The sequence below is a fragment of the Nostoc sp. ChiQUE01b genome (assembly GCF_034531255.1).
GTDB lineage: Bacteria > Cyanobacteriota > Cyanobacteriia > Cyanobacteriales > Nostocaceae > Nostoc.
In genome coordinates, this window is sequence record NZ_JAVRBM010000030.1 from 89,624 (window position 1) to 93,987 (window position 4,364).

General features: G+C 41.2%; 3 protein-coding genes. 2 read left to right on the plus strand and 1 reads right to left on the minus strand.

What is annotated here, in order from left to right:
* Nucleotides 1-186: 186 nt before the first annotated feature.
* Entirely contained in the window at nt 187-612 is a 426-nt protein-coding gene (locus RMY63_RS20190; protein WP_322730410.1) for a hypothetical protein, read from the plus strand.
* Between the two features lie 146 nt (nt 613-758).
* Here the strand turns inward: RMY63_RS20190 and RMY63_RS20195 are convergent, their stop codons facing one another.
* On the minus strand, nt 759-1,643 hold the full coding sequence (locus tag RMY63_RS20195; protein ID WP_322730411.1) for a glycoside hydrolase family 75 protein: 885 nt from the start codon (nt 1,641-1,643) through the stop codon (nt 759-761).
* 421 nt (nt 1,644-2,064) lie between these two features.
* Here RMY63_RS20195 and RMY63_RS20200 point away from each other — a divergent pair, with 421 nt between their 5' ends.
* Nucleotides 2,065-4,254 (plus strand): ATP-binding protein, encoded by a 2,190-nt coding sequence (locus RMY63_RS20200; RefSeq protein ID WP_322730412.1) that lies wholly within the window; start codon nt 2,065-2,067, stop codon nt 4,252-4,254.
* The last annotated feature ends 110 nt before the right edge of the window (nt 4,255-4,364 follow it).

Consider the following 4,364-nt stretch of genomic DNA (forward strand, 5'->3'; position numbering starts at 1 on the left):
TCAAATAAGCTTTTACTTTCTCAAACCCCAGTTTGCTTTCTCATTTAAGTATTTCGCGCATTCATGACAAATATGACGCTTGTAGCAAAAATCATTCTAGATTTGCCAGAATTCTCTCAGGCTGATCTATACGTAAGCCTTTTAAGGTAAAGAATATTAACCGTACTGGATTACAAGGTGTAGATCATGGCTCGGAGAAAAAGAACTTCCGTAGTGTTAGAAAGAGCAGTGCGCCGCGCGGCTAGCATAAACTCAATTGATCCGAATTTAAATTTAGGCAATGGACTTACCTTACCTGCCTTTTCAAGCCTGATTGAGACGATGCGAACTAAAGAAAATGCATATAATAGTGCCCTTTCCAGCTTGGATAAATTGTATCGTGAAATGCTGGAAACAGAAGACGAGTTGGGAGATATGACAGAACACATGCTAATGGCTGTTGGAACTCGATATGGCAAAAGCAGTGTGGAGTACGGTATGGCGGGAGGAGTTCCTAAAAATCAGCGTCGTAAGGGACTGCGAGGGGAGTCGCCAACTCTCAATAATGAGCAACCGTCATTCGTTGGCAGTATCGAAAGCAAGAATGGAAAGAAACCAGCAGCGACAACTTAATATGTGCTATTCTACGCAAAATTTTTTCAAGCAAAAATGATTGTATAGACGCATTCGCAAAGTGTCTGGTAGACATCGCTCTCCGTAAGAAAGAGACGTAGCAGTGCTACGTCTCTACTGCAACTAAATTTCCATCAGGTACACTTTTATAAAGACTTGATCCGTTCTACGCCGCCCCATATTTCAAAAAACCGTTTAGTTTCAGCTTCTATGTCTGAAATTGTTCTTGGCTGTCCATTTCCAGAACCCGGAAAAACAATATAAACGATATCCTTGGGGATTCCTCGCCGGACTCTTGATTGTACTAATGGATCGTTTCCAACAGCTTGAGACAAAGCGATTGAACCCTCTCCAATCTGGTTTTTAGGCCCAACATCAGCATAAATTGCAAAAGCGAGTTTTTCGTTATTAGTGTTGTAAACAACTGCAAAATCTCCTAATTTAACGCCTGTAGCCTTTCTAAAATCACCATTTCCCGGAAGAACAATATACGGAATCTTTGTTGAATCAACATAGCGACGTGGATCTTGTTTAACAAATCCAGAGTCGAATAATGCAGTCGTAGAAATATAGTATCCAGGATATGGATCGATACTGCCTTGAATAAATGGATTGCCGTTTTTATCTATAGCTAGTGCCCACCAGTTATCTGAATACCCAGCATTTGCCAAAAAATCAATCCCTGTATCTGCAGGGTGATAAGCATTAGGCGCACCATCAGCATTAATGCTCATACCTGCTTCATAGAAAAATGCAGATTCTCCATTTGCTTGGAGAATGGGAATTTCACCAATTTTAAGAACAGTCTTGATAGAAAATTTTGTGACTGGATTAAGGAATTTCTGAGCGACAAAACCTTCTAAAGTTTTTCCTTTAAAAATAGTTGCAACCTTCCACCACTTGTCATTATCCGAATTTTTGATTTTAGATACAATATGTGCTTGTGGAAGAACTGCTATTTGATTCGCTTCGTTAACAATCGGTGCTGAACGTATATTCAAACTATCTGAGATTACTTGAAATTGCTGCATAAATTACTCCAAATTTAAAAGTTGAACTCATGAAAATACATTAAAAAAACCAAATTTTGTGCTGATGCTATTGCTAATATCTAGAACATCTCAAGCTCTGATTTTTTTGTGTCGCGCCAGTTGGGCGGGCAATACCTGATTTCTCTGGAAGGAAGCAAGGCCAATACAGGAGAAGGAACACCCGCAACGCACCCTAAATCTAAATGTCACTTACTAATTTGCTGGATTTCGATCCCCGACTTCTTACAGACACCCGGAGGGTAGAAGTTAGGGATCTGGGCAGCAATTTTTGCTTAAGAAAGTACCATTCCACCCTCAAGCCACCTTTGACTTGACAAAAAAATTTAAACAAATGTGAGTATGCGAACATCTTGGGAACTATAGAAGCAAATCAAATTAGCAGAACTTTCAGCTTCCAGTAATGAAAACTCACTATCTCAGGAAAGCTAAGGCGTTCCCATTACAGATTGTTCTTATTGTTCCCTTCCTTATCCAAATTTTTGCAGCGGTCAGCTTAGTGGGTTATTTGTCCTTTAAAAATGGACAAAGAGCAGTTAACGACCTAGCCGAACAGTTGATAGATCGCACCAGCGATGTCGTGGATGAACACCTGAAGTCTTATCTTTCCATTCCGCAAACCCTTAATCAGATCAACGCAGATGCTATTCACAGGGGACTATTGGATGTGGGCGATCGCCAAACCCTTGGTAAATATTTCTGGGATCAGATGCAGGCTTATGACCTAACTTATATTGGTGTTGGACTAACAACGGGTGAGGGGATAGGAGCAGTTCGTTATGATGGCAAAACCATTACCATTGATGATTGGACTGCCAAGCTTCCCAATAATACTACCAACTATGCCACCGATAACCAAGGCAATCGGACTCAAGTTCATAGTCGTTTTACTTGGAACAATTTTGGCCAAGTTTGGTACACCGAACCCATTGCTGCTGGTAAACCTATTTGGGCAAAAATTTATGCTGGAAATTTTCCGACGGGCCCCTACATTGCTGCCTCTGCCAGTCGTCCCATCTATGATTCGCAAAATCACTTACTAGGAATGATTGGCTCTGATATCCATCTGTTGAAACTCAGCGATTTTTTACGCAGTTTGAATATTAGTCAGTCTGGGGAGGTATTTCTTTTGGAACGGGATGGCACATTAATCGCCAGTTCTGGTACAGAGAAGCCTTTTGTCCTCGTCAATCAAGAGATCCGGCGATTGCGAGCGATCGACAGTTCTGACCCAATAATCCAGAATGTTGCCAGACACTTCCAAACCTCCGGGTTTGGATCTATCACCCAAGACACAGATTTTCAACTTGAGGTGGAAGGAAAACGGAATTTTGTCAATGTTATACCTTGGCGTGACAAATATGGCTTGGATTGGCTGGTGGTAGTGAGTGTGCCAGAAAACACATTCATGACCCAAATTAACGCCAACACGCGCACCACGATCGCACTTTGTTTGAGCGCATTGGTCGTTGCCTCAATAATGGGCGTGTTCACCTCTCATTGGATTGTACGCCCGATTCTCCGCCTGAATCGGGCAAGTGAGGCAATGGCAGCCGGCAATTTAAATCAGACAGTACAACAAATTAGCGGGATTCGAGAACTTAATACCCTGTCCAACTCTTTTAACTACATGGCAGGACAACTGCATGAATCGTTTACGGCTTTAGAGAAAAGCAAAGAAGAACTAGAAGAACGGGTAGAAGAACGTACCACTGAACTTAAAAATACATTAGAGGAATTGCAGCGCACTCAATCTCAAGTTATTCAAAGTGAAAAAATGTCTAGCCTGGGACAACTAGTTGCTGGAGTCGCACACGAAATTAATAATCCAGTTAACTTTATTCATGGCAACCTCGCCCATGTGCAGGAATATACCCAGGATTTATTAACACTTATGCAGTTGTATCAGCAATATAATCCCTACCCTGCTGCTGAAATTCAAACCGTTGCTGAAGACATTGATCTAGAGTTTTTACAGTCAGACTTGCCAAAAATGTTGTCTTCTATGAGAGTAGGCACGGATCGCATTCGTCAAATTGTACTGTCGCTGCGGAATTTCTCTCGCATCGACGAAGCAGAATTTAAATGCGTCGATATTCATGAAGGCATCGACAGTACTTTGATGATTTTACAGCACCGCCTCAAAGCTAAACCAGAACAACCTGAAATAGAGGTGATTAAAGACTACGAGAATGTACCTCCAGTAGAATGTTATGCTGGACAACTTAATCAGGTGTTTATGAATATTTTAGTAAATGCGATTGATGCGTTAGAAGAAAATAATATTAAGCGTACTTATCAGGATATTGAGAACAATCCTAGTAAAATTAAGATTCGCACATCAGTAGTTAATGCAACGTGGTTAGAAGTGGCGATCGCTGATAACGGAGTTGGTATTTCTAAAGAATTTCAGCAACGAATATTCGATCCCTTTTTCACTACTAAACCCATTGGCAAAGGAACCGGAATGGGTATGTCCATCAGCTACCAAATCGTTAGAGAAAAACATAACGGTAAACTGGAGTGCTTTTCAACTCCTGGAAAAGGAACCGAGTTTATCATTCAGATTCCTCTGCGGCTAAGGAATGGTTGAACTATGAATTATGGCTGAGGCTTGGGGGAACAGGAAGATATAGAGAGTTTTGGATTATACAGCAATACGGTTCAGTTAAGGAAATTTATCCGTTGAGGCAGGCAGGGGGA